The following is a 25,292-nucleotide window of genomic DNA, read 5'->3' on the forward strand; positions in this document are numbered from 1 at the left end:
CGATGCTACACAGCACGCGCCACGACGCCGAATGACTTTAGGCACTGGCGAAGCGCGCCCGGCGCACCTAGCCTACGCCCGCACAGGCGAACACAAGGGGGCGGCGCCATGGGATTCCTGGACAAGGTCCGCAAGCTTTTTTCATTCAGTTTCAATCGGCTCGAGAACGGCACGCCGCTGACGCCCGCGCAGCATCGCGGCCTCGCGCTCGGCGCGGTGTACGCGGCCGAGTCCTATCTGCCGATCAACGCGCTCACCACCGAATCCGACCGCGCCACCGCCGTGGCGCTGCTGGCCTCGGCCTGGGGCGTCACCAACGCCAGCAGCGCGCGCGAGGTCACGGAGTCGCTGCTCTCGCAGGGCCACCGCGCCCACTACGCGGTGGTGAACCCGCGGGTCGAGCGCCTGCATCGCGGCAGCCGAAGCGACGCGGCCGCGGTGGCGCAGGCCAATCTCGCGGCGCTGCGCGGCGAGGCGGTGGCGCGCGGCCTCGATCTCGAGAGCACGCGCGATTACTACGAAAGTTGGTACGAAGCGGCCGAGGAAGGCCTGTTCGACAAGCTGCCGCGGCCGCTGCCCGCGAGCATCATGGCCTGGGACATGGGCCGGCTGGTGCAGCTGCACCGGCTGATCCAGGACGCGCAACTGCTGCGCGCCGAGGAGTCGTGGAACGCGATCGCGAGCGCGGCGCGCATGGCACAGCCCTCCTACCAGTCGTGGCGCGACTTCGGCGACAGCTTCGTGGTCGGACGCGCGTTCTGGCTCGCCACCCACGACCTCGACCGCATCGCCGAGGACACCGACACCTTCCAGCGCGCCACCGCCCACCTGCTCTCGCACGAGCACAGCCCTTGGCGGCAGATGGCGTGGTGAGCCGGCGCTCATTCGCGCGTCATCGAAGCATGCGGGCACAGGGCCTAAGATAGGCGGATGCCCCGATCGGCCACACCGCGCGATCGAGGGCATTCAACCGAAGGCAGGGAGGCCTCCGCGTGAAGCGCATTCGATCCGAGAAACTCACACGAACGAGACCGGGGACATCGACGGTCACGGAACACGTCACCATCGAACTGTTCGAGTTGCCCGCCGATGCCGGGCAGGTGGTGCACCTGAGCAGCAGCCGCGACGGACTGCAGTGGCGCGAGACCGTGCTGACGCCCGCGCCGCTCGCGCTCGACAAGGCGATGGCGGTGTTCGGCGATGCGCTCGCCGCGCAACTCGCGCGTGGCCTCGCGCTCGAAGGCGCGCCGCTCGTTGCATCGGCACCCGCGACACCAGCCACCGTCTCCTCTTCTGCGGCCGACACTCTTCTTCTGAACCGCATCGCGCCCGATGCCTGGCGCCTGCTGCCGCCGCTGCGCCGCGGCCGCACCGTGTGGCGCCTCGGCGAACGCCGGCTCGCTCAGGCGGTGCCGCGCCTGGTCGAACTGATCGAGACCGGCGACGCGATGCTCGACTACTGCATCGCCTGGGCCATCGGCCGCTGCGGCGACGCGGGCGCCTTCGAGGCGATGGTCGAACTCTCGCGCCGCGCGACCGACCCGAAGGTGACGCGCATCGCGCGCTGGGCCGCGCTCGCGCTGTGGCCCGCGGAACGGCGTGGCGCGGAGGCCGAGCGCGTCGTCGACGACTGGCCCGGCTCGCTGCGCCGCGCCTGGACCGAGGCGCAGGTGATGCCGGTGGCCGATGGCGCCGCGCTGCTGCGCGAACGGCTCGCCGACCCCGCGCACTGGCAAAGCCTCGCGCACACCGACTGGACACAGCAGCTGTTCGAACTGGCGCTGCTCGAAGGCCTCGACGAGAACCAGCCCGCCGGGCTGGCGCGCAGCGCGCTGCACGACGTGGCGCAGCAGCTCTCGCTGGCCGCGGGCAGCTTCCGCGCCTGGCGCCGGCTCTACAAGGGCGCCGAGTTCGCGGGCGACTACCGCCTGCTGGGCCTGCTGAACCAGCGCATCGAAACGCAGCGCGCGGGTTTTCGCGGCACCAGCCAATGGGCGATGCTCGGCGGCCGCTACGTCGACATCGCGAAGGAGATCGTGCGCCCCGACAGCCGGCTCGCGCTGAGCCAGCGCACGCACGACTACCTGCGCCGCCGCACCTGGCGCACCCTGCGCCGGCTCTCGCTGCGCGGCGCGGCCGACGAGCGCGACTGGCTGCGGCTCGCGATGGGCGTGCTGCTCGCGGCCGACGATGCGCAGGCGGCCGTCGCGGCGCGCCATGAGGATGCGGGCTGGAACCGCGAGACGCGCGTCTGGCACAGCGGCCCCTACAGCCGCTGGCTGGTCGTGATGCAGCTGCTGCACCGCCACGATCCCGAATGGACCGCGCTGGCCGGCGGCCTCTACTGGCGCCGCGAGACGCCACCGGCCGAGCGCCGCGCGCAACGCGGCGAGGCCTGGCCCGAGCGCTGGGACCGCCATCCCGAGGCGCTGCTGCAGCTGATGCAGCAGTCGCGCTGTGCCGGCGTGCATGCCTTCGCGGCGCGCGCGCTGCAGGACAACCGCAGCTTCTGCCAGGCACTCGATGGCGCCCAGCTGCGCGAGCTGCTCGCGAGCACCTGGAGCGACACGGCGCGTTTCGCCCTGGCGCTGGTGCGCGAGCGCATCGAGGCCGGTGAGCCCGCCGGCCCCTGGCTCGTGCCGCTGATCGATTCGCCACTCGACGAAGCACGCCGCCATGCCCTCGACCTGATCGCCGAGGACCCGGCGCGCTACAGCCGCGACGTCGAACTGCTGCTGCGCCTGCTGGTCTCGGCCGACGCCGAGGTGCGCCGTGCCTCGCGCCTGCTGCTGCAGGCCGCGGCCGGCCAGCCCGAGGCCGCGGACAGCTTCGACGCGCTGTGCACCGCGCTGCTCGACTGGCTCGCGCGCTGCGATGCGCAGGCGCCCGAACTCGCAGCCATCTGCGAGAACCTGCAATGGGCGCTGCAGAACCCGCTGCGCGAAGCCGGCTCGAAAGCGCCGCTGGCCGAACTGCTGGCCTTGTTCGACCACGCGAGCCCCGACATGGTCGCGCTCGCGGCCGAGTGGCTGCTGCTGCATCCGGCGTCCGTGCAGGGCCTGCCGATCGAGGTGCTGACGCGATTGCTGCAGTCGGACGACGAACGGCTGCGCGGTGCCGGCGTGCGCCTGTTCACCGCGCTGCCCGACGACACGCTGCTCGCGCAGCCCGCGCTGTTCGCCGTGTTCTGCGCCAGCCCGATGCCGCGCGTGCGCAGCGCGGTCGCGCCCAAGCTCGCGCAGCTGCTGCCCGATCACCCGGACTTCGGCGCGGCGTTGATGCCGATGCTGCGCGACGAGCTGTTCCGCACCGAGGCGGCCGAGGGCGTGTTCGATTCGCTGCTGCAGTGGCTGTGCGGGCCGCTGGCCGCGCACACGCGCGCGGGCGACAGCGCCACCACCGTGCGGCTGCTCGAGGCGCGCAGCAAGGGCGCGCAACGGCTGGGCGCCTGGCTGCTGCCGCAGCAGCCGGCCGAAGCCTTCGACGTGCTGCAGACCGCGAGCCTGGGGCTGGTCGATGCCGCCGCCGCGCGGCAATGGGCCTGCGAGCAGCTCGCCGCACAACCCGAGCGCACGCTCGCGCAGCTCGACGACGCGCTGCGCATCTTCGACAGCCGCTGGGACGACGCGCTCGCCTGGGCGCGCCAGTGGTTCGCGGCGCAGGGCCAGTCGCCGCAATGGACGCCCGCGCTGCTGGTGCGCTTGTGCGACCACAAGGATCCCGGCGCTCAGCGCCTGGGCCGCGAACTGCTGACGGCGCATTTCGAACTCACCGACGTCACCACCTACATGCTGCAGCTGAGCCAGCATCCCTCGAGCGGCATGCAGCTGTTCGTGACCAACTGGCTGGCGGCCGCCGCGGGCGGCAAGCCCGAGGTGCTGGCGCGGCTCGAGCCCTACTTCCTCACCGTGCTTTCGCAGGCCAACCGCGGCCGGCTCGCGAAGGCGCGCGTGAGCGAGTTCCTCGCGGCGCAGGCCGAACAGTCCGAAGAGGCCGCGCGCATCGTCGCGCGCGTGTTCGCGCGCCAGGCCGTGAGCGGCGCCATCACCGAGCGCGCCCGCTACGTGGCCGGCCTGCGCAGCATCCAGCAACGCTATCCGGCGCTCGAGAACCCGCTGCAGGCCGCGCCCGTGCGCGCCGTCGCGCCGCGCCGGGCCGCCGTCGCCGGAGGTCCCGCCGCATGAAGTTCCAGTACCGCTATTTCGGCCACTCGGGCGCGCAGCAGACGCCCACCAGCACCGCGCTGCAGTTCGCGCCCGACACCCTGCGCGCGCCCGTGCACTTCATCGGCGAGGTCAACCGCCACCTGCCGTTTCGCGAAGGCATGTCGGCGCTGCACGACGTGGTGGTGGGCGACCTGCGCTTCCAGCCGCGCGACAAGAGCGCCTACCTCGAATGGCTCGCGAGCCAGGAAGGCGAGCTGCTCGCGCAGTACATGGCGCGCAGCGACGAGCTCAAGGCCCGCATGGCGCCGCTGCGCGAGGAGCTCGACGTGCTGCGCCAGCGCAAGTCGGCCATGCTTCAGCCCTTCTACAAGGCGCAGGAGCGCTACTTCGACCACCTCTACAAGGTCAACCGCGAAGCCTGGTTCGTGCTCGACCCGGTGATCACGGTGCATCCCGACCGCGTGTTCTTCGAGTGCTTCAGCCAGGACGAGTCGAGCTACGGCATGTTCTCCTGCGGCCACGAGGTCTTCGACCGCGTGAGCGACCATGCCTTCGGCACCACCAACGTCGACTACTCCGAGTCGCTCTACGACGAGTTCCAGAAGATCCGCGACTACAAGGCCACGCGGCTGGCGATCGATCCCGGCGGCTTCCAGGTGCAGAGCGGCAACGACCCGGCCTTCCACGAACCGAAGATCGAGGTGCCCGACAGCTGGGTGCGCGGCTTCCTGCAGGTCAGCAGCGCGATGCTGCTGCCCGCGCACCGGCTGCAGCTGCACCCGATGGACGTGCACAACATCTGCCTGGTGCTGCGGCGGCGCAAGGAACGCGCGGGCCCGCGCTCGCTGCGCTTCATCCTGCGGCCCGGGCAGCCGGTGCGCATCCTGTTCGAGCCCTGGGGCCACGAACTGGTGTGCCCGCGTTCCTCGCACGATGCGCCCGCCGACATCGACATCCGCGTCTGGGGCCGGCGCCGGCTGCTGCAGCTCGAACGGCTGGTGCCGGTGGCGCAGGGCTTCACGGTGCACCTGCTGGGCACCGGCATGCCGAGCTTCTGGGTCGCGCGGCTGCCCGACATGGAGTTCACGCTGGGCCTGTCGGGCTGGACCGCCAACGACTGGTCGCGCAACGGCCACTTCGAGCTGCTGCAGCCGCGCCACGACGTTGACCAGGACAGCCTGCTGCGCGTGTTCGCGGCGCTGGGCGAACGCTGGCGCGCCACCACCGCCGAGCTGGCCGCGGCCACCGGGCTCTCGCCGCTCACGGTCGAGTCGGCGCTCGGCGGCTATGTGCAGGCCGGGCGCGTGGTGTACGACATCGCGCACAGCGTGTGGCGCCTGCGCGAACTGAGCCGCGAGCCGCTGCCGATGGAGCGGCTGCGCCATGCCAGCCCCGAGGAAGCGGCCGCGGCCGAACTGGTGCAGGCCGGGCGCCTGAAGGACGCGAAGGTCGAGGCTCGTGCCGACGGCGGTCTGCTGCTCAGCGGCCTGTGCGGCACCAAGTCCTCGCGCCAGTACCAGGTGCGGCTGCAGCTCGATGCCGACCAGCGCGTGGCCACCGGCGAATGCCAGTGCGACCACTTCATCCGCCTGCGCATGACGAAGGGGCCGTGCGAACACATGCTCGCGCTGCGCCTTGCCACGGCCTCGGCCGCGCTGGCCCTTGGCACCACCGCGGGCGCACCGACGCCCGCGACCGACTCGGAAGAAAGGACTGCAAGCATCGGCTGATACACTGGTTTTGCGAGCGGGGCGGGAAGGCTCTTGCAATCCGGATGGCGCATCGCCATCCTCGATCTCAGCACTTCCCAGGCTTCACTGGACATCTCTTCACTGTGCCGTACGCGCATGGTGGCGCGATGACGGTGCGGCTTCTTCGAAGCTCATCGCGCCACCATGCGCGTACGGCGTCGAGTGGAGCTGTCCAGTCCTCAGGCTCTTCGACGAGATTCCCGTCCCGTTCGCATCTTTTTTCTTCCAGTGCATCGGTCCATGCGGCGCACACCGCCCATGACCCACCCCTCCCTCCTCCGTACCCGATTCGGCGCTCACGCGCGAGCAGCTCTATGCGCGCATCCGCGCGAGCTCCAAGCAGGAGGTCGTGCTCGAGGAGATGCAGCGCCTGGGCTTCTGGCCGCGCGACACGGCGCAGCCCACGGTCGAGGCGCAACTGATCCGCCGCGAGGGCGAGCTGCAGACAGCGCTGAGCGAACTCGGCATCGAGCTGCGTGGCATCGAGGACCGCGAGACCGCGCTCAAGGCCATGCGCAAGGAACGCATGGCGCGGGCGCGCGAACGCCGCGAGGAAACGCGCCAGCGGCTCGCGCAGCAGCGCCATGCGCGCGCGCTCGACTGGCACGGCCGGCGCCAGCGCGAGCTGCTGTACCTGGGCGAAGGCGTCTCGGGCGGGCTCAACGAGGCACGCAGCGACGAACAGTCGCTCGCGCGCCATGCGCTGCCGGCGCTGCACGACGCCACCGACCTCGCGCGCGCCATGGGCCTGGAACTCGGGGAACTGCGCTTTTTGGCCTGGCACCGCGAAGTCGCGCGCGTGAGCCACTACCAGCGCTTCACCGTGCCCAAGAAGACCGGCGGCGAACGCCGGATCTCGGCGCCGATGCCGCGGCTCAAGCGCGCGCAGTACTGGATGCTCGACAACGTGCTGGCCAAGGTGCCGGTGCACGAAGCGGTGCACGGCTTCCTGCCGGGCCGCTCGATCCTCAGCAATGCCGCGCCGCACGTGGGGCAGGCGGTGGTGGTCAACCTCGACCTCCAGGACTTCTTTCCCTCGATCGGCCTGCGCCGCGTGCGCGGCGTGTTCCGCCAGCTCGGCTACTCGCCGCAGGTCGCGACCCTGTTCGCGCTGCTCGCGACCGAGGCGCCGACCGACGAGGTCGAGCTCGACGGCGAGCGCTACTTCGTCGCGCGCGGCGAGCGCGTGCTGCCGCAGGGCGCGCCCACCAGCCCGATGCTCACCAACCTGCTGTGCCGCCGGCTCGACGCGCGGCTGGCCGCCTGCGCCGCCAAGCTGGGCTTTCGCTACACGCGCTATGCCGACGACCTGAGCTTCTCGGCCGATGCCGAGCATGGCAGCGATGTCGGCAAGCTGCTGTGGCGCGCCAAGCAGATCGTGGCCAGCGAGGGCCTCATGGTGCATCCCGAGAAACAGCAGGTGATGCGCCGCCACCAGCAGCAGCACGTGACCGGCATCGTGGTCAACGACAAGCTCTCGACCGACCGCGACACCCTGCGGCGCTTTCGCGCCGTGCTGCACCAGGCCGAGCGCCACGGTCCGCAGGGGCTGCACTGGAACGGCCAGCACGACGTGGTCGCCGCGCTGCGCGGCTATGCGAACTTCATCGCGATGGCCGATCCCGCGCGCGCCGAGCCCTACCTGCGGCGCGTGAAGGCATTGGCCGCGAAGCATGCGTCGGCGCCCGCCGTCGCGCCGGCGCCGGCCCGCGCGCCGCTGCCCGCGGGCCACTTCCGCCAGCAGTCGGCCGCCGGCCTCGCGCCCCTGCCCACGTGGTGGCAGCCCGCGCGCGCGCCCGAGCCGGTGCTCGAGAAGACGCCCGAGCAGATCGCGGCCGAGAAGAAGGCGAAGCGCGAGGCCGAGCGCGAACGCCAGCGCGCGCAGGACGAGGCACGGCGAGTCGAACAGGCACCGCCACGCAACGACACGCGCCCGGCCGAACCCGCCGCGGCCGCGCAACCCGCGAAGCCGCGCGGCGCGCTGTCGCTGCTGGGCCTGTGGGTCAGCATCGCGATACAGGGCACCTACGTGCTGGGCTTCCTGCTGTCGCTGCGCGATGCCTGGCTGATCGGCCTCGTGACGGGCGCGATCTGGGTCGCCAACATCTACCAGCGCAAGGCCGGCTGGATGCGCTTCTTCATCGCGCTGATCGCCGGCTCGGGACTCTCGGCGGTGCTGCGCAAGATGCTGGCCTGAAAAGGCCGGCCCCAAAAGCGAATAGCCCCGAAGGGCGATTGGCTTCGAGGACGTGGCCGATGTCGACGGCCTCGACACGGCGGCGGGCGCCGGCGCGCGCATGTCGAACAGCCGGCACTCGGTGGTGGCCTTGGCATACAGCGTACCGTCCGGCCCCACCAGGCTGGCTTCGGCCAGCGCCATGCGGCCTTCGATGCGCGTGACGGTGGCCTCGGCGCGCACGCGCCGCACGTCGAGCGTGAGGCCCTTCACGTAGCGGGTCTCGAGGCTGGCGGTGGTGTAGACCTGCCCCGGCGGCAGCGATGCGAGCACCGCGCAGCCCAGCGCCGAATCGAGGATCGAAGTCATCCAGCCGCCATGGATGGTGCCCATGGGATTGAGGTATTCGCGTTGCGGCGTGCCCTGGAACACGGCCGAGCCCGGGCGTGCCGCGATGGCATAGAAGCTCAGGTGCTTGGCGAACTCCGCATAGGGAAGCTGCCCGTTCATCATCGCGTGCATGACTTCGAGGCCGCTCTTGCCGACGAGCTGCGCGGGCCGTGCCACGCCGACACCGGGACCCGAATTAAGCAATTCGACTACCTCGCGTTCCTCGGCAAGCCACAGGTCCAGTCGTTGTTCAGGCGTCATTTGAAAAGATCTCGAAAGCGGTGCGGATCGGATCGAGAGAAGCGGCACGCGAGGGTGCGTTCTCATGCATCTTCTTGTGGCAACCAGTTTAGCAATTGCATGCTGCGAAGACGATGGTTTCGGGCGTCCGCGCCACGCATTCCTTGTCGAATCCTGAAGCCATGTGCGATAGGTGGCGCTGTCGCGCGCCGAACACAGCGCCGGCCTCGTGCCAACAACCTGCTTCACAGTTGCCGCGCATGCGACTACATTCGCAACCCTCGACAACCACGCACCACAGGAGGTACGCAATGAACAAGCCAGTCCTTGCCCCCACCACCGTCTCGGTGCCCGGCCGCTCGACCGCATTGCGCGCACGCCGCTGATGCCTTCGCCTCGCTGAGCGTCGCAGCCCCCGCGCTGCACGCGACGCCGCCCCGCCCGAGATTCGCCAAGCCCGCCGCGCGCGCCATCGCGTGCGGCGCCCGGTCTTTCGTTTCCGAATCAAGGTGCCCACACCCATGCTCGATACAGCAGCCGCGCACGCGCGGCATCGTTTCGTTTTCTCTTTCACCCTGCGCTTCGCCGCGCTCGCTTCCTTCACGAAGAAGGAGGCCGCGCAGTGAAGATCCCGCCCCGACTCCAACCCCTGGTCGACGAAGGCCTGATCGACAGCGTCAGCCGCCAGCTCATGAGCGGCAAGGAGGCGATGGTCTACGTCGTGCACAGCGGCGACGAAGCCCGTTGCGCCAAGGTCTACAAGGAGGCCGACAAACGGGCCTTCCGACAAGCGGTGGACTACACCGAGAACCGCAAGATCCGCAACTCGCGCGAGCGCCGCGCCATCGCCAAGGGCACGCGCTTCGGCCGCCGCATGACCGAGAGCCACTGGCAGAGCGCCGAGGTCGATGCGCTCTACCGGCTGGCCGACGCGGGCGTGCGCGTGCCCGAGCCCTTCGGCTTCTGGGAAGGCGTGCTGCTGATGGAGCTCGTGACCGATGCCGAGGGCGCGGCCGCGCCGCGGCTCAACGATGTCGAGTTCACGCCCGAGGACGCGCGGCGCCATCACGCCACGCTGGTGCGCGAGGTGATGCGCATGCTGTGCGCGGGCATCGTGCACGGCGACCTCTCGGAGTTCAACGTGCTGCTCGGCGCCGGCGGCCCGGTGATCATCGACCTGCCGCAGGCCGTCGATGCCGCGGGCAACAACCATGCGCAGCGCATGCTGCTGCGCGACGTGGCGAACCTGCGCGAGTTCTTCGGCCGCTTCGCGCCCGAGCTGCACGAGACGCGCCATGGCGAGGAGATCTGGCATCTCTATGAGCGTGGCCTGCTGCGGCCCGAAACCCCGTTGAGCGGCGCGCCGCCGCGCGACGCCGGGCCGGTCGACCTCGGCGAGGTGCTGCGCGCAGTAAACGATGCGCGCGCCGAGGAGGCGCGCCGGCGCGAGCGGCTGGCGAACCGGGGCGAGCCCTGAGCCCGGCGGCGACAATCGGCGCAGTCCCGCCTTCCTTCCGCCCCGATGTTCCAGTCCCCCGACCTCGCGCCCTCCCCGCGTCCCGCGCGCCACTTCGCCTCGGCGCTCTCGCTGGCCGCGGCCTTCGCGCTCGGCGGACCGGCGCTGGTCCATGCGGGCGTGCGGCTCGACGACGACCGCGGCAGCGTGCTCGAGCTGCCGGCGCCCGCGCGGCGCATCGTCTCGCTGATGCCCTCGCTGACCGAGACCGTCTGCGCGCTCGATGCCTGCGACCGGCTGGTGGGCATCGACCGCCATGCCAACTGGCCGGTGGCGGTGCAGCGGCTGCCGCAGGTGGGCGGCATCGACGACGCGAACATCGAGCGCATCGTCGCGCTCAAGCCCGACCTGGTGCTGCTGCGCCCGCGCAGCCGTGCCGCCGAACCGCTCGAGCGGCTCGGCATCCGCGTGCTGGCGCTCGATGCCAAGACCCATGCCGACATGCGCCGCGTGATGGAGACCGTGGCGCGCGCCACCGGCCAGCCCGGCAAGGGCGAGGCCTACTGGCGCCGGCTCGATGCCGGCCTCGACGCGGCACGCGCACGCGTGCCCGCTGGCTGGCAGGGCCGGCGCGTCTACTTCGAGGTGCATGGCGGCATGGCGGCCGCGAGCGAGAGCTCCTTCATCGGCGAGACGCTCGCGCGCCTGGGCCTCGCGAACGCGGTGCCCGGCACGCTGGGGCCGTTCCCGAAGATGAGCCCCGAGTTCGTGGTGCGCGCCGACCCCGACGTGCTGATGGTGTCGGCGCTCGGCGAGCTGTCGGCAATGGCCGCGCGGCCCGGCTGGTCGGCGATGAACGCGATCAAGCGCGGCCGCGTCTGCAGCTTCGCGGCGGCGCGCTTCGACCTGATGATGCGGCCCGGTCCGCGGCTGGACGAGGCGGCCGATGCGATCGTCGACTGCCTGGTGCGGCTCGGCGATCCACGCTCCTGAGGACGGCGGGCCGCGCTCAGTCGGGCGCGTGGCGCACGACGAAGCCGCGCGCAGGCGCGATCCATTCGACCGCCGCATCGTCGGGCCACGCCACGGCCGCGCCCTGCGCGTTGCCCGAGAACAGCATGCGCTCCTCGACCAGCAGGAAGCGCCGTGCTGCGGCCTCGTCGCCGTCCAGCACCCGCAGCGTCGCGCCGCCGAGGTCCAGCGATTCCCCGGTCTTCGGCGCGACCGCACGTGCCTCGGGCCAGCCGGTGGCCGATGCCTCGCCGCGCGTGGCCAGCACCCAGCGCACCGGCCCCGGCGCCGCGGCGCGTAGCGCCTCGCCCGGCACCGGATCGATCAGCGCCCAGCCTTCGTCGCCCCCCACGAAATGGCTGTGCGTTCCATCGGCGCCCGTCACGCGCCACACGCGCGCCGACAGCCGCATCGACAGCCCCGCCTCGTGCGCATAGCGCCCGCCGCCCTGCCCGTCGGGATCGACCAGCGCCACCTCGTCGTAGGGCGCCTCGTCCACGTTCACCGGCCGCCGGCCCTCGGGACCGTCGGCCAGCCGCGGCATGTTGAGACGCACGCGCGCACGAGCGCGCGCCTGCGCGAGGCAATCGGCCACCGAGGCGAAGCCCGCGAGCTCCAGCAGCACGCGCCGCGTCACGTTCATCAGCTTGAGCCCGAGTGCCGGACTCGCGGCCTCGGCCGGCGGCAGCCAGCGGTGCTCGACGATCTCGAAGCCGTCGACCTGCACCTCCTGCCCCGCGGGCATGGCCGCGACGAAGAAGCGCGTGTCGAAGCGCCGCGGCATGCCGGGCGGCGTGAGCCAGTGGCTGAAATAAGCAAACTGGTCGACCGCGAGGCGCCAACCCTGGGCGTCGCACAGCGCGAGCAGCGCCTCGGTGCTGTCGGCCACGGCGGCGCGCATCGCGGCCAGCCGCTCCGGATCGATGCGATCGAGCGCGACCAGCGCGCCGTCGGCGTCGCTCGCGAACAGCACGCCGGCCTCCTCGAAGCATTCGCGCACCGCGGCGGCGTAGTAGTCGAGGCCGCCCGCGGGCAGCGCGAGCCGCGCGCTCGCGGCCGCGTCGTCGAGCCCCACGCAGCGCGTGTGCAGCTCGCGGTCGTGCGCGTCGACCACGCCGCCCGGGAACACGCTGGCACCGCTGTTCTGGTCGTCGGGCTTGTCGGCCCGGCGCAGCATCAGCACCTCGAGGCCGCCGAGCCCGTCGCGCAGCAGGATCAGCGAGGCGGCGGTGCGGATCGGGCGTGGCTTGGGCGGCGTGGCGTTCATGGGGAGCGATTGTCGGTCCGCGGCCGCCGGCCTGCTGTCACCAGCGTCCACGGCTGAGCCGGGGCCCGGCCGCGCCGTCCTCGACCTGCCAGCCCTGCGCGCGCAAGTCCTCGCGCAGCCGGTCGGCCCGGGCCCAGTCGCCGGCGGAGCGGGCCTCCAGCCGCTCCTGCGCCAGGGCCGCGATCGCCTCGGGCACCGCGTCGCCCTCCTCGCGCCATTCGGCCAGCCCCAACCCCAGCACCGCCTCGAACACATCGGCCGTGGCGCGCCGCGTCGGCGCCGGCAGGTCGCTGCGCACCAGCTCCCACAGCACGGCCAGGCCGCGCGGCAGGTTCAGGTCCTGCTCGACCTCGGCGCGAAAGCGCGCGACGAAGCTCGCGTCGGCCGCGCCGCCCTCCGGCCAGCCCGCATAGGCACGGCGCAGGCGGTCCAGCGCCGACTGCGCGCCCGCGATCGCGGCCTCGTTGAAGCGCAGGCTGCTGCGGTAGTGCGCACCCAGGCACAGGTAGCGGTAGGCCAGCGGATCGATGCCGCGGTCGACCAGGGTCTGCAGCCGCACGAAGTCGCCGTCGGACTTCGACATCTTCAGGTCGTCGTCGAGCGTGAGGAAATGGCCGTGCAGCCAGAAGTTGGCGAGCCGCGTGCCGTGGCAGGCCTGGGTCTGCGCGATCTCGTTGCTGTGGTGCACGCCGATGTGGTCCTCGCCGCCGCAGTGGATGTCGAACCAGGGGCCGAGGTAGCGGGCCGACATGGCCGAGCACTCGATGTGCCAGCCCGGGAAGCCGCGGCCCCAGGGGCTGTCCCATTCCATCTGCCGCTGGGCGCCGGGCGGGCTGAACTTCCAGAGCGCGAAGTCGGTGGCCTCGCGCTTGTCGCCCATCGCCACGCGCTGGCCCGCGCGCAGGCCGGCCTTGTCCAGCCGCGCGAGGTGGCCGTAGTCGTCCTGCTTCGAGGTGTCGAAGTAGATGCCGTCGGCGGTGCGGTAGGTGAAACCCTTGCGCTCGAGCTCGGCGATGAAGGCGAGCTGCTCGGGGATGTGGTCGGTGGCGCGCGGCCATTCGGCGGGCTCGCGCAGGTTCAGCGCGCGCCAGTCGGCGCGAAAGGCCGCGGTGAAGCGCTCGGCGATGGCCCAGGCCGATTCGCCCGCGCGCCGGCTGCCCTTTTCCATCTTGTCCTCGCCCTCGTCGGCGTCCGAGACCAGGTGGCCGACGTCGGTGATGTTGACCACGTGCCGTACCTCGTGGCCGCCGAACTCCAGCACGCGGCGCAGCAGGTCCTCGAACACGTAGGTGCGCAGGTTGCCGATGTGGGCATGGTCGTAGACGGTGGGACCGCAGCAGTAGAGCCCCACCGGGCCGGGGCGCAGCGGAACGAAGGGGCGCAGGGAGCGCGACCAGGTGTCGTGGAGGACGAGGGACATGCGTGTGGACTCTCGAGGTCGTTGCAAAAAACAAAAAGGCCACCAGTCTTGCAACGGGTGGCCATGGGCATGCGGGTTCGCGTGAAGTCGCTCTAGCCGCCATCTCCCCATGGCAGAGCGCGACAGCAGGTGCCGGCGAGGTGGAGCGAAGGACGGGTGGACATGGCCGGCATCCTAGCCGCTAGGCCTGCCGCGGGTCAAACGCGGCCGCGTCGAGGTAGCGCGCGTCCCACGCCGCGGCCAGCGACTGCGCGCGATGCAGCGGCACGCGCGCGGTCTCGAAGCCGACCACGCAGGCCACGTCGGCCGACCCGGGCCGCGCGGGCGATTCGGCGCTGCGGCCATCGGTCAGCAGCCAGAGCCAGCGCCGGCGATCGGCATGGCGCTCGAGCAGCTCGTCGGCGCGCCGCACGCCCAGCGCCAATGGCGTGCCGCCGCCGGCGCCGATGGGCGCGATCCAGTCGTCGTTCCAGGCACTGGCGCGGCGCGGCGGCAGCCGCAGCTCGACCACCGAGCCCGCGAAGCACAGCAGCGCGACATGGTCGCGGCGGCGGTAGGCCTCGTCCATGAGCGCGAGCAGCAGGCCCTTGGCGCGCGCGAGGCCGCCGTCGTTGCGCATCGAGGCCGAGGCATCGAGCAGGAAGCAGTGCAGCGCGCCCTCGCGCGTCTCGCGCGGGCGGCGGCGCAGGTGCTCGCGGCGCAGCGGACCGGCACCGCGCGCGACGAGCGTGCGCGGCCAGTCGAGCGCCGCGTCGGTGGCGGCGATGCCGTGCCAGGCCTCGCGGCCCGGTCCCGATGACGCCTGCCTCCGGTCACCCTGGCGCGCGCCAGCGGGTGCGGTGTCCCGGAGGCTCAGGCTTTTTTTGCGAGCGAGGCGGCCGGGATCAGCGGTCGCAGCGGCTTGACGCGGGCGACGCCGACGGGCTCGGCAGGCAGCGCGCCCCAGTCGCCGTCGCCGGTATCGGCGCCGTCGTCGATGGCGCTCTCGCCCTCGGCGGCCGATGGCGGTGGCGCGCTCGGCGCCTGCGCGGGCGGCGTCGCCTCCACGCCCGGCTTGCGCCGGTGCAGCAGCACGGCCTCGGCCACGCGCCGCACATGCTCCTCGCTGATGGCCTCGGCCCCTTCGAGCGCGGCCAGCGCGCGCGCCGCGCGCAGCATCACGAGGTCGGCGCGCAGGCCATCGACCTGCGCGGCGATGCACAGCGCGCCCACGGCCTCGTGCACCGCATCGCCATACGGCAGCGCGCTGGCATCGGCCAGCGTCGCGCGCGAGCGCCGCAGCGACGCGGCGAGCTCGGCCTCGGCCGCCGCATGCCGCGCGCGAAAGCCCTCGGGATCGCTGTCGAAGGCCAGCCGCGCGCGCACCACGGCCTGGCGCTCGGCCGGGTCCTCGAGGTTGCGCAGCTGCACGCACAGGCCGAAGCGGTCGAGCAGTTGCGGGCGCAGGCTCCCCTCCTCCGGGTTCATGGTGCCCACGAGCACGAAGCGCGCGGCATGGCGGTGCGAGATGCCGTCGCGCTCGACCGCGTTGACGCCGCTGGCGGCCGCGTCGAGCAGCGAATCGATCAGCGCATCGGGCAGCAGGTTGATCTCGTCGACATAGAGCACGCCGCCATGGGCGCGCGCGAGCAGGCCCGGCGCGAACTTCAGCGCATGGCCGGCCAGCGCCTGGCCGAGGTCGAGCGTGCCGACCAGGTGCTCGAGGCTGGCGCCCAGCGGCAGAGTGACGAAGGGCGCGCCGGGCAGCAGCTCGGCCAGCGCGCGCGCGGCCGTGGTCTTGGCGGTGCCGCGCGGGCCCTCGATCAGCACGCCGCCGAGCGCGGGATCGGCCGCGGCGAGCAGCAGCGCCTCGCGCAGCCGCGGCTGGCCGGCGATGGCGGAAAAGGGAAACGACGCCGGCAGCGGCGCGGCCTCGGCATTCGGGTGGGCGGTCATCGCGTATGTCCTTCCATCCGCTGCTCGTGCGCGAGCAGCAGGTTCTCGATGCGTTCTCGGTAGTCGCCGGGCGACTGCCACAGGCCGCGCTGCATGGCCTCGAGCAAGCGGCTCAGCATGTCGTGCAGCGCGCGCGGATTGTGCGTGTCGACGAAATCGCGGTTGTCGGGATCGAGCACGTAGGCGTCGGCCACCATCGCGTACTGGTGGTCGCCGACCACGCGCGCGGTGGCGTCGAAGCCGAACAGGTAGTCGACCGTGGCCGCCATCTCGAAGGCGCCCTTGTAGCCGTGGCGGCGCGCGCCCGCGATCCACTTGGGATTGACCACGCGCGCGCGCACCACGCGGCCGATCTCCTCCTTGAGCGTGCGCACGCGCGGCGCCTGCGGATTGCCATGGTCGCCGTGGTACATGGCCGGCTGGCTGCCGCTCAGGTGGCGCACGGCGGCGGCCATGCCGCCCTGGAACTGGTAGTAGTCGTTGGAGTCGAGCAGGTCGTGCTCGCGGCTGTCCTGGTTCTGCAGCACCACGTCGGTCGCGCGCAAGCGCCGCACCAGCGCCTGGGTGGCGGGCACGCCGTCGCTGTCCTGACCGTAGGCATGGGCGCTGCCGCCGACATAGGCGCCGGCGAGGTCGTCGTCGCTCTGCCAGTCGCCGCTGTCGAACAGCGGCTGCAGGCCCGAGCCGTAGTGGCCGGGCGCCGAACCGAACACGCGCCAGCCGGCCTGGGTGCGCGCGACCTCGGCCGGCAGGCCCCCGGCCTCGAGCGCCGCGGCCTCGCGCAGGATGCGCGCGCGGATCGGGTTGCGCTCGGCATCCTCGTCCTCCTGCGCGGCCACGGCCTGCACGGCCGCGTCGAACATCTGCACCGCGGCCGGGAAGGCATCGCGGAAGAAGCCCGAGATGCGCAGCGTGACGTCGATGCGCGGCCGCCCGAGGCCGACCGTGGGCAGCACCTCGAAGTCGACCACGCGCTGGCTGCCCGCGGCCCACTTCGGCCGCACGCCGATCAGCGCGAAGGCCTGCGCGAGGTCGTCGCCGCCGGTGCGCATGGTGGCCGTGCCCCAGACCGACAGGCCGATGCCCGCGGGATAGTCGCCATGCTCCTGCAGGTGGCGCTCGACCAGCTGGGCGGCCGACTTGAGGCCCAGCATCCAGGCGGTGGGGGTGGGAATGGCGCGCGTGTCGACCGCGTAGAAGTTGCGCCCGGTCGGCAGCACGTCGGGCCGGCCACGCGAGGGCGAGCCGCTGGGCCCGGGCGGCACGAAGCGGCCCCGCAGCGCGCGCGACAGCTGCAGCAGCTCCTGCGCGCCGCAGGCATCGAGCGCGGGCGCGAGCTGCTCGGCGATGCGCCCCAGCACGGCGGCGGCGCGCGGCATGCCGGCCGGGCATTCGCCCGCTTCGACGAGCCGCGTCGCCAGCAGCTCGAGCCGCTCGCGCGTGTCGCCCTGGTGGCGCCAGGGGTCGTCGCTCACCGCCTGCAGCAGCGCGGGCCGCGCGCCCTGCCAGGGTTTCGCGGGCTCGATGTCCAGCGGATCGAAGTGCTCGCCGGGCAGCAGGTCGTGCGACAGCGCACCCAGCAACCCCGCGTCCGCACCGCTGCCGTCGCCCGCCGGATAGCGCGCCAGTGCCAGCAGCGTGTCGCGCCGCAGCCGGCCCTCGGGCGAGGCGCCGAACACGTGCAGGCCGTCGCGGATCTGGGTCTCCTTGAGCTCGCAGAGGTAGGCATCGACGCGCGCGAGCACGGCATCGTCCTCGGCGCCCGCCGCATCGAGCTCGTCGACCAGGTGCTGGGCGCGCACGGCCGCGAGGATCTGGGCGCGCAGCACGCGCGCGCGGCGTGCATCGACCAGCAGCGCGTCGTAGTACTCGTCGACCTGGCGCTCGAGGTCCTGCATCGGGCCGTGGTTCTCGGCGCGCGTGAGCGGCGGCATCAGGTGGTCGACGATCACGGCCTGGGTGCGGCGCTTGGCCTGCGCGCCCTCGCCCGGGTCGTTGACGATGAAGGGATAGACGTTGGGCAGCGGCCCGAGCACCGCGTCGGGCCAGCAGGCCTGCGTCAGCGCGATGCTCTTGCCCGGCAGCCATTCGAGGTTGCCGTGCTTGCCGACGTGCACCACCGCGTCGATGCCGAACACGTCGCGCAGCCAGAAATAGAAGGCCAGGTAGCCGTGCGGCGGCACGGCCTCGGCGTCGTGGTAGCTCGCATAGTCCTGCGAGCCCGAGAGGTTCAGCGCGCGCGCGGGCTGGATGCCGACGAAGACCCGGCCCAGCCGCAGGCCCGCGATCATGAAGCGGCCCTGGCGCAGCATCGGATCCTGCTCGGGCGGGCCCCAGCGTTCGTCGATGGCCGCGGCCATGCCTTCGGGCAGCGCGGCCAGCCGCGCGCGGTAGTCGGCCAGCGCGTAGCTCTGCCAGGCGGGCCGCGCGGGCCATTCGCGCGGGTCGTTGGCGATGCCCTGCTGCAGGGTCTGCATCAGGCTGTCGCCATCGGCCGGCAACGCCTTCGGATCGCCGAGCGCATAGCCTTCGGCGCGCAGCGTTCCGAGGATCGCGATCACCGAGGCCGGCGTGTCGAGCCCCACGCCGCTGCCGATGCGACCTTCGCTGCCCGGGTAGTTGGCGAGCACCAGCGCGAGCCGCTTGTCGGCCGCCGGCAGGCTGCGCAGGCGGCACCAGCGGCGCGCGAGCTCGGCCACGAAGGCGACGCGGTCGGGCTCGGCGCGGTAGCCGACCACCTCGGTCTGCGTCAGCTCGCAGCGATGCAGCAGGCCCTTGAAGCTCACGGCGCGCGTCACGATGCGGCCGTCCATCTCGGGCAGCGCGACCTGCATCGCGATGTCGCGCGGCCGCAGGCCCTGGCTGTCGGCCAGCCAGTCCTCGCGGTTGCCGCCGCTCACGATCACCTGCAGCACGGGCGCGTCGCCGGCCAGCGCGAGTTCGCCGCCCTCGCCGCCGTCGTGCCCCAGTGCCGCGAAGGCGGTGGTGTTGAGCACCAGCTGCACCGCGTGCGTGGCGCAGAGTTCGCGCAGCGCCGACAGGCACAGCGGGTCCTTGAACGAATCGAGCGCCAGCGGCAGCGGGTTCAGTCCCTCGGCCGACAGCGCCTCGGCCAGCGCGTCGAAGGCGGCCGTGTTGCCCGACAGCAGGTGCGAGCGGTAGAACACCAGCGCCACCACCGGCGCGCCGGGCCGCCAGCGCGCGCGCAGGTCGTCGATGCCGGGCACGGCCGAGGTGGCGGGCAGCCCCGGCACGTGCAGCGCCACCTGCGGCAGGCTGCGCGGCGGCAGCGGCTCGTCGCCATGGCGCAGGCCATGGAAGGCCACCGCGCGCAGGAACTGCAGCGCATTGGCCGGGCCGCCCGCGCGCAGGTACTGCCACAGCCGGTGGCAGACGGCGCGCGGCGCGGTGCTGCGCGCGAGCAGGTCCTCGTCCTCCTGCAGGTCGCCCGAGAAGATCGCGAGCTGCTGGCCGTGCCGGCGCGCGAGCTGCTCGAGCTGCTGCAGGCCGTAGGGCCAGGCCGAGGCCGCGCCCAGGTGGTCGACCACCACCACGCGCGCATGCCGCAGCACCTCGTCGGCATAGAGGTCGAACGAGGCCGGCTGGCGCAGGTACATGAGGTTGGCCAGCCGCAGCGAGGGATAGCCGGGATCGCTGGCCGCGAGCGCGCCGCGCGCGGCCGACAGCAGGGCCAGCGTGGTGTCGGCCGAGCTGAGCACCACGATCTCGCCCGGCGTCTGGTCGAGCCGGGTGACGACGCCCGGGTCGTCCTCGACGAAGCGTCCGGGCTGGGTGCTCAGCAGGTGCACGAAGCGAGCGCGCTCAGGCCGGCAGCGCCGCGCCCTCGAGCACCTCGCGCAGCGCGGCTTCCTCGAGGTCCTCGCCGATGAAGACCAGCTGCGTGCGCGGCGCCTCGCCGTCGCGCCAGCGGCGGTCGAAGTGGTGGTCGAAGCGCCGGCCCACGCCCTGCACCAGCAGCCGCATCGGCTTGCCCGGCACGGCGACGAAGCCCTTGACGCGGTAGATGGTGTGGCGCTCGACCAGCGCGGCCAGCGCGGCCAGCAGCCGCTCGCGGTCCATCGCGGGCAGGTCGATCACCAGCGAGTCGAACTCGTCGTGGTCGTGGTCTTCCTCGTGGTCGTGGTGGCTCTCGCGCAGGTGGATGGTGGTTTCGGCGGCGCGGCCCTGGCCCAGCAGCAGCGCGAGCGGCAGCTTGCCCTCGGTGGCCGTCACGATCTTGACCTCGGGCGGCAGCTCCTCGCGCACCAGCGCCTCGACGCGCGCGCGCGCGGCCTCGTCGAGCAGGTCGGCCTTGTTGAGCACCACCAGGTCGGCGGCCGAGAGCTGGTCCTCGAACAGCTCGTGCAGCGGCGACTCGTGGTCGAGGTTGGGATCGGCGCGGCGCTGCGCGTCGACCGCCACCGGGTTCTCGGCGAACTGGCCCGCCGCGGCGGCCGGGCCGTCGACCACGGTCACGACCGAATCGACGGTGAAGACGTTGGCGATGTCGGGCCACTGGAAGGCCTGCACCAGCGGCTTGGGCAGCGCCAGGCCCGAGGTCTCGATCAGCACGGCATCGAGCTGGTCGCGGCGCTCGGCGAGCTGCAGCATCACGGGCAGGAATTCCTCCTGCACGGTGCAGCAGACGCAGCCGTTGGCGAGTTCGTAGAGCGCGCCCTCGCGCTCGTTGCCCTCGTCGTCGCAGCCGATGCCGCAACCGCGCAGGATCTCGCCATCGATGCCGAGCTCGCCGAACTCGTTGACGATCACCGCGATGCGGCGGCCCTCGGCATTGCCGAGGATGTGGCGCATCAAGGTGGTCTTGCCGCTGCCGAGGAAGCCCGTGACGATGGTGACGGGGATTTTTGCGTTGCTGGTGGTCATGGAGGGTTCCGAGGGTTCTTTCAGGCGCCGGTGTAGAGGCGACGTTCGACGAAGGCCGAGCCCTGCAGCCGGCGCCAGGCCTTGGCACCGGCGAGCACGCCGAGGTCGACCAGCGGCTCGACCAGCACCACCGTCATGTAGGCGGCGCCGAAGCTGGCGATCTCGCCGAGGTTCGCGAGCCCGGTGCCGCGGCCGTAGAGCGCCCAGAAGCCGACCCACACCACGATGCCGCCCTGGTAGGCGACCGACAGCTTGAAGGCCTCGCGGTAGCCGATGTCCACATAGGCCAGCTTCTCGGGAATGATGCGACGCGCGAGCACCGCGGTGGCGAACAGCGGCACCAGCAGGGTCGTGACGTTCATGCCGTACTGCGGCAGGTCCTGCGGCTCGAAGAACAGGCCCTGCACCAGCAGCCCGCCCGCCAGGCCGATGGCCGCGGGCGCGAGCCCGAACACCAGCAGCAAGGTGGTGCCGAGGATCAGGTGCACTTCCGATACACCCACCGGGTGGTGCGGCAGCACCTCGAAGAAACAGAACACCAGCGCCACGGCGATCGCCGAGCGCAATGCCAAGGCGACCAGGCCGTCCTTCAGCAGGGTGTCGAAAGCGACCTTGCCCGTGCAGGCGAGCGCCGCGGCGCCGGTGGCATAGCTGAGAAAGATCTTGGTCGTGTCGACGAGACCGGGTTCGATGTGCATGGAACAGCTCCTGGAGGGCACCGCAGTGCGAAAGTGGATTGGATCATGGACGCGCGAGCGCCACGGTGGGAGAACACGAGCGCGGCCGGAGCCGGCGCCAGCCGATCACCACGCCGCTGGCCGAGGCCACGGCGCCGACGATCGACAGCAGCCACATCACCAGGTCCCAGGCCGGCCGGTACTGGATCAGCCAGGGGAAGTCGAGGCTGTGGGCGGCATTGAAGAGCCAGCGCCGCAGCCGCGCATTGCGGTCGCTGCTGCCGGCCAGCTGGCCGTTGGCCGGGTCGATGTAGAGCCGGGTGCGCGCGGGGTCGTCGAACTCGAGGCGCCAGACCGGCAGCACGCGCTCGCGGTGGTGGCCGTACCAGTGGAAGTCGTAGGCGGTCTGCAGCACGGCCTGGCTCACCGTGGCGCCGGGGCGCAGCCGGGCGGCCGCGCGCACGATGTCCTCGCGCGCGATCGAAGCCGGCGCACCGCTCGCGGCATCGAGCACGCGCACGCGTGCCTGCGGATCGCGCAGCTGCAGCAGAGGCCGGCCGTCGAACCATTGCAGCAGTGCCTCGCGCGGCGCCGCTGCGCCCTCGCCCGCCGGCGGCATGGCGGGCGGCCACGGAAAGGTCGATATCTCGCCGCCGGTGTAGCGCGCCATCGCGGCCGCGTCGACCGGGTTGCGCTCGAACCAGCGGTTCGGGTTCATCGAAAGCCAGCCGCTCACGATCCAGGTCAGCACGAAGAAGCCGCCGACCAGGCCCGCGATGTGGTGCCAGGCCATCCAGCCGGTGTAGGGCGTGACGGACCCGTTGCGAAAGCGCCGGCGCAGCCGGACGCGCAGGATGCCGATCGCGATGCCGGTCACGGCCGAGACGATGCAGGCGGCCGAGAGCCACACCACCACGTCGTGCCACAGCGGCGGATCGGCGCGCAGCGGCGTGAAGTAGATCCAGTGCGGCACCGAGCCGAGCCAGTTCCAGAAGCGCTCGGAGCGCGTGGTGTCGCGCACCACCTCGCCGGTGCGCGCCGACACGTAGAGCTCGGTGCCGGCCGCGTCGTTGAGTTCGATGCGGTGCAGCGGGCGCAACGGATTCAGGCCCTGCGGCACGGTCCACTGGTCGCGCTCGAGCGTCTCGGCCCAGCGCGCGCCGGGCTGGCCCGAGAAGTCGCGCGCCACGGCCTCGGCCTGCGCGGCGTCGGTGCCGGCCAGCAGCCGGCCGTCGCGCGCCGACACCGCATGGCGGCCGCCGCGCGCATCGACGATGCGCCACACCGGCTGCGGCTGCGCGCCGCCCTGCATCTCGAGCGCGACGCGGCGCGGCGGCTGCTGGCGCGCTGCTTCGGGCAGGGCCTCGAGCGCGGCCACGGGCGAGACCCGGGCCTGGCCGACGTCGAGCGCGCGCAGGCCCGCGAGCCGCTCGCCCTCGGTGAGCGTGGGATAGCCCACGTACATCATCACCACGCCCGAGACGAACCACATGACGAACAGCAGGCAGCCGCCGATGCCGAGCCAGCGGTGGGTCCAGTAGAGCCAGTGGCGCACGAGCGGGCACGCACGCTGCCAGGCAGTGCGATCGGCGCGGGCGCGGCGCGCGGCGTGCGTCATCTCAGAAGTTCACCAGCGCCGACAGCTCGAAGGAGCGCGGACGGCCCAACAGCCACTGGTTGCCGCTGTTCGAGAACGACAGCGGATAGCGGCGGTCGCCGAGGTTGTAGCCGCGCAGCGCGAGCTTGAGCGACTTGTTGGCCTGCCAGCTCACCGAGGCGTCGGCCACGGTGTAGGAGCCGATCTTGCGCGAGTTGGCCGCGTCGACCTGGCGCGAGCCGACGTAGCGCAGGCCGAACTCGGCCTCCCACTGCGGCAGGAAATGCCAGTGCAGGAACAGGTTGGCCGCTTCCTCGGGCACGCCGAACGGCGTGTTGCCGGCGCGCGAGACCAGCCGGCCGCTCACGACCTCGTTGAAGTCGTCGTAGCGCGCGCGCAGCTTGGCCGCATTGGCCTCGAGCCGCAGCGTCGGGGTCAGCGCGAGGTCGAGCGTGGCCTCGATGCCCTCGGACGACTGCTTGCCGACCTGCTGCGAGACGGTGGGATTGTTCTGGTCGCGCGACAGCAGCTTCTTCTTCTCGATGCGGTAGGCGGCCACGGTCCAGGCGCCGCGGTTGTCGGCCAGCTGGCGCTTGTAGCCGACCTCGACCTGGTTGCCGGTGCTGATGTCGAACGGCGCCTGCGTGGTCGAGGTGCTGATCAGCGAGGTCAGCGGATCGGCCGCGTGCGCCAGCTGCGCATAGAAGGACTGCGAGGCATCGGGCGCATACACCGCGCCGATGCGGCCGGTGGCGTACTCGAAGGTCTTCGTGAGGCTGTTGGCCGCGTTGGACAGGTCGGTGCGCGCCACCTTGGCATGGTCCCAGCGCAGGCTGGTGACCAGCGACCAGCGCTCGTCGAAGGCCAGCTTGTCCTCGGCGAACACGGCATAGGTGCTGGTGCGGGTCCGGTAGCGCGGCAGGTAGGGCGACGGCGACTGGTAGTAGCCGGGCAGGAAGACGAAGGGGTCGACCACCGAGCGGCCGCCGTAGGGCGAGTCGCTCGAGTTCAGGAAGTCGATGCGGTTCACGTCGAAGCCCACCAGCACCTGGTTCTTCATGCCGAACAGTTCGTGCCGGAAGGTGGCGTCGGTGCGGTTGCCGACCTGCTCCTGGTCGTGGCCGATCTCGAGGTAGTCGCCGCGCGTCACGCGGCGCGTGGCGGCATTGAAGGTGTAGGTCTCGCTGTTGCGCCAGTGGCGCTGGCTCGCGAGCCGGTAGAGCTGGTTGTGCACGGTGACGGCATCGCTGGGCGTCCAGAGCGCGTCGAGGCGGGTCCACTTGTCGTCGTACTTGAGCTCGGCGTCGTCGACGTTGTAGTTCTGGCGCAGGGTCCGGCCGTCGAGGCGCCCGTCGATCAGCGGCACGCCCTGGTAGCGTTGCGGCGACTGGCGGCCCTCGTCGTGCGACAGGGTGAACTGCAGCTCGGGCGAGACGTCCAGCCGCAGCGCACCACCGACGGCCAGGCTCTCGCCCTCGCCGCGCGCCATGAAGCCGTTGGTGGCGCGGTGGCTGATGTCGAAGCGGTACGAAAGCTTGTCGTTGATCGCGCCGCCGCTGCCGAAGGCGGCCTGGCGCGTGGCGTCGGAGCCGTAGCTCAGCAGCGCCTCGTTGTGGATCGGTCCGCGCGTGGGCTTCTTGGGCACCACGTTGATCGCGCCGCCGATCGCGCCTTCGCCATACATGACCGAGGCCGCGCCGCGCAGCACCTCGATGCGGTCGACCGACCAGGTGTCGAACGGGAAGGTGACGGTGCCCGCGCCCGCGAACAGCCGCGTGCCGTCGAACAGCTGCATCACCGAGCCATGGCCCGAGAAGCCGCGCGCGGCCATCGAGGTGCTGCCGTTGCCCGGCGAGGGCGCGCCGGTGATGCCGGTGGCGCGGGTGGCGGCCTCGATGACGGAGACGTCGCCGCGCGCGCGGATGGTCTCGCCGGTCAGCACCTCGATGCTGGCGGGCGTCTCGAGCGGCGTGAGGCCGAGGCGGCTGCCGGTCTGCGTGGGCTCGGCGAGCGACAGCGCGCCCTGGGCGCCGGCCTCGACCTGCACCGGCGGCAGGCTGGTGGCGGCCTGCTGCGCGAAGCCGCTGCCGGCACTGAAGGCGAGGCCGATGGCGGCGGAAACGCCGCCGAGGCGGCGGGTGGCCGGGCGACCCCGGTGGCGGTGCGGGCGGCGGCCGGCCGCACCCCTGCGATCGCCTGGCAGCGATGCGTGATCCATGTGACTTCTCCTCCGGCCCGCGTCCCCGCAGGCTCTCTGACCGAACGTGGACGCGGCGGGAGGTCGATCGATGGCCGGGACCGGCGGCGGGTAAAGCGAGCGCT

At 72.2% G+C, this 25,292-nt stretch carries 16 protein-coding genes and 1 pseudogene; 7 read left to right on the top strand and 10 right to left on the bottom strand.

Annotated features, from left to right (window positions below; all coding sequences use genetic code 11):
- The first annotated feature begins 108 nt into the window (after positions 1–108).
- From ACEN9J_RS09230 to ACEN9J_RS09250, 5 genes are all read left to right on the top strand, one after another.
- A complete protein-coding gene (locus tag ACEN9J_RS09230; protein WP_413763887.1) occupies positions 109–873 on the top strand; it encodes a DUF1266 domain-containing protein in 765 nt (254 codons plus the stop codon).
- A gap of 206 nt (positions 874–1,079) precedes the next feature.
- Positions 1,080–4,184 (top strand): hypothetical protein, encoded by a 3,105-nt coding sequence (locus tag ACEN9J_RS09235; protein WP_413763888.1) that lies wholly within the window; start codon positions 1,080–1,082, stop codon positions 4,182–4,184.
- The gene (locus tag ACEN9J_RS09240) at positions 4,181–5,896 is read left to right on the top strand and encodes an SWIM zinc finger family protein (RefSeq protein ID WP_413763889.1); all 1,716 of its coding nucleotides are present in this window, start codon (positions 4,181–4,183) and stop codon (positions 5,894–5,896) included. The genes ACEN9J_RS09235 and ACEN9J_RS09240 overlap by 4 nt, the downstream gene beginning before the upstream one ends.
- Before the next feature lie 370 nt (positions 5,897–6,266).
- Positions 6,267–8,114 (top strand): reverse transcriptase family protein, encoded by a 1,848-nt coding sequence (locus ACEN9J_RS09245; protein WP_413763890.1) that lies wholly within the window; start codon positions 6,267–6,269, stop codon positions 8,112–8,114.
- Positions 8,115–8,166: 52 nt separating this feature from the next.
- Positions 8,167–8,370 carry a hypothetical protein gene (locus ACEN9J_RS09250; protein WP_413763891.1) on the top strand — a complete coding sequence of 68 codons (204 nt, stop codon included), beginning with the start codon at positions 8,167–8,169 and terminating at the stop codon, positions 8,368–8,370.
- Here ACEN9J_RS09250 and ACEN9J_RS09255 read toward each other — a convergent pair.
- Positions 8,289–9,092, bottom strand: a pseudogene (locus ACEN9J_RS09255) (PaaI family thioesterase); the annotation flags it as partial. The gene ACEN9J_RS09250 and the pseudogene ACEN9J_RS09255 sit on opposite strands and share 82 nt — an antisense overlap.
- A 253-nt stretch (positions 9,093–9,345) precedes the next feature.
- On the opposite strand from ACEN9J_RS09255, the gene ACEN9J_RS09260 reads away from it, so the two are divergent.
- Both ACEN9J_RS09260 and ACEN9J_RS09265 read left to right on the top strand, forming a co-directional pair.
- Entirely contained in the window at positions 9,346–10,200 is an 855-nt protein-coding gene (locus tag ACEN9J_RS09260) for a PA4780 family RIO1-like protein kinase (RefSeq protein WP_413763892.1), read from the top strand.
- Between the two features lie 45 nt (positions 10,201–10,245).
- The gene (locus ACEN9J_RS09265; RefSeq protein WP_413763893.1) at positions 10,246–11,172 is read left to right on the top strand and encodes an ABC transporter substrate-binding protein; all 927 of its coding nucleotides are present in this window, start codon (positions 10,246–10,248) and stop codon (positions 11,170–11,172) included.
- A 16-nt stretch (positions 11,173–11,188) separates the two neighbouring features.
- On the opposite strand, the gene ACEN9J_RS09270 is transcribed toward ACEN9J_RS09265, so the two are convergent.
- The 9 genes from ACEN9J_RS09270 to ACEN9J_RS09310 all read right to left on the bottom strand — a co-directional run bounded on the left by ACEN9J_RS09270 (position 11,189) and on the right by ACEN9J_RS09310 (position 25,188).
- Positions 11,189–12,457, bottom strand: a complete 1,269-nt coding sequence (locus ACEN9J_RS09270; RefSeq protein WP_413763894.1) for an NUDIX domain-containing protein — start codon at positions 12,455–12,457, stop codon at positions 11,189–11,191.
- A 37-nt stretch (positions 12,458–12,494) separates the two neighbouring features.
- The gene (cysS, locus tag ACEN9J_RS09275) at positions 12,495–13,877 is read right to left on the bottom strand and encodes a cysteine--tRNA ligase (protein ID WP_413763895.1); all 1,383 of its coding nucleotides are present in this window, start codon (positions 13,875–13,877) and stop codon (positions 12,495–12,497) included.
- Between the two features lie 181 nt (positions 13,878–14,058).
- Positions 14,059–14,496: a vWA domain-containing protein gene (locus ACEN9J_RS09280; protein WP_413763896.1), complete on the bottom strand. Its 438-nt coding sequence runs from the start codon at positions 14,494–14,496 to the stop codon at positions 14,059–14,061.
- A gap of 233 nt (positions 14,497–14,729) precedes the next feature.
- Complete coding sequence (locus ACEN9J_RS09285; protein ID WP_413763897.1) at positions 14,730–15,812, bottom strand: ATP-binding protein; 1,083 nt, start codon at positions 15,810–15,812, stop codon at positions 14,730–14,732.
- Positions 15,809–19,621, bottom strand: coding sequence for a cobaltochelatase subunit CobN (cobN, locus tag ACEN9J_RS09290; RefSeq protein ID WP_413763898.1), 3,813 nt, complete (start codon positions 19,619–19,621; stop codon positions 15,809–15,811). The genes ACEN9J_RS09285 and cobN overlap by 4 nt, the downstream gene beginning before the upstream one ends.
- 13 nt (positions 19,622–19,634) lie before the next feature.
- Positions 19,635–20,696 (bottom strand): cobalamin biosynthesis protein CobW, encoded by a 1,062-nt coding sequence (gene cobW, locus ACEN9J_RS09295; RefSeq protein ID WP_057597285.1) that lies wholly within the window; start codon positions 20,694–20,696, stop codon positions 19,635–19,637.
- Positions 20,697–20,716: 20 nt separating this feature from the next.
- A complete protein-coding gene (locus ACEN9J_RS09300) occupies positions 20,717–21,394 on the bottom strand; it encodes an energy-coupling factor ABC transporter permease (protein WP_057597284.1) in 678 nt (225 codons plus the stop codon).
- A gap of 43 nt (positions 21,395–21,437) precedes the next feature.
- Complete coding sequence (locus tag ACEN9J_RS09305) at positions 21,438–22,991, bottom strand: PepSY domain-containing protein (protein WP_413763899.1); 1,554 nt, start codon at positions 22,989–22,991, stop codon at positions 21,438–21,440.
- A gap of 1 nt (position 22,992) precedes the next feature.
- Positions 22,993–25,188 carry a TonB-dependent receptor gene (locus ACEN9J_RS09310; RefSeq protein WP_413763900.1) on the bottom strand — a complete coding sequence of 732 codons (2,196 nt, stop codon included), beginning with the start codon at positions 25,186–25,188 and terminating at the stop codon, positions 22,993–22,995.
- Positions 25,189–25,292: the final 104 nt, after the last annotated feature.

Source organism: Variovorax sp. Varisp41, from assembly GCF_047325085.1.
GTDB lineage: Bacteria > Pseudomonadota > Gammaproteobacteria > Burkholderiales > Burkholderiaceae_C > Variovorax.